At 52.5% G+C, this 812-nt stretch carries 2 protein-coding genes; both read left to right on the top strand.

The window, feature by feature from the left end:
* Positions 1-232: nucleotidyltransferase domain-containing protein (locus tag C7K08_RS14765; protein WP_106501201.1), on the top strand; the 232-nt coding region annotated here is incomplete at its 5' end.
* Positions 229-465: a HepT-like ribonuclease domain-containing protein gene (locus C7K08_RS14760; RefSeq protein ID WP_106501200.1), complete on the top strand. Its 237-nt coding sequence runs from the start codon at positions 229-231 to the stop codon at positions 463-465. The genes C7K08_RS14765 and C7K08_RS14760, both read left to right, overlap by 4 nt.
* Positions 466-812 lie beyond the last annotated feature (347 nt).

Raw genomic sequence — 812 nt, 5'->3', positions numbered from 1 at the left:
CCATGGCGCATCCAACCTGAGGATCTATGGACCTATCGCCACGGGCTGGGAGCACTCTGATAGCGACCTCGATTTGCTGGTTGACCTGGCTGCAGAGCAGTCACTGCTGGGGTTGATTGGTTTGCGCCAAGACCTCGAGGACTTACTGGGCTGTTCGGTGGATGTCACCGAAGTGGAAACATTGCATCCGCTCATTCGCAGGCAGATCTTGGATCAGGCTTTGAAGCTTTGAATAAAGATCTTCTTTACATCGAAAGCATTCGCGACTGCTTGGAACGCATCGCCGAGTACACAGCCGCAGGGAAGCAAGCTTTCCTGGATTCTCGCCTAATCCAAGACGGAGTTATCCGCAACCTGGAGGTGATCGGTGAAGCCACGAAAAATCTAAGCAGCGAGCTACGGGAGGCAAACCCAGGATCCTGGTTGTCCGCAAAGAACCCCGTAAGACTGATTTGCGTGGCTTGAGTCTAGGAAATCTTGATTCGACGCAATTGAAAAGCTTGCTTGAGCCCTCTTCCTTTTATCGCTCTCACTGCGTTCGGCGATCCATTCATCGGGTTCTACGCGGCGCCTGTGCCTGTGGGAATAAACCCAACCCTTTGAGCCTTAGGCAATTTATCGCTGAATTGCACTTGGACCCAACCAGCAACTAGCCGTACGCTGCTCAAGGGGCTAAAGAATCTATGAAAACGCTATTGCTACTAGGCCTGTTGCTGCTGCCATCTACTGCTGCTAGGGCCCAACCAACCAAACTCAACTGCCCTGGTGAAACCACTGTGGAGATGCGCTATTGCGCTGGGTTGCAATTAGAG

The sequence above is a fragment of the Synechococcus lacustris str. Tous genome (assembly GCF_003011125.1).
Lineage (GTDB): Bacteria > Cyanobacteriota > Cyanobacteriia > PCC-6307 > Cyanobiaceae > Synechococcus_D > Synechococcus_D lacustris.
The sequence above is the reverse complement of the archived record's forward strand: the minus strand, read 5'-3'. Positions and strand labels throughout refer to the sequence as shown.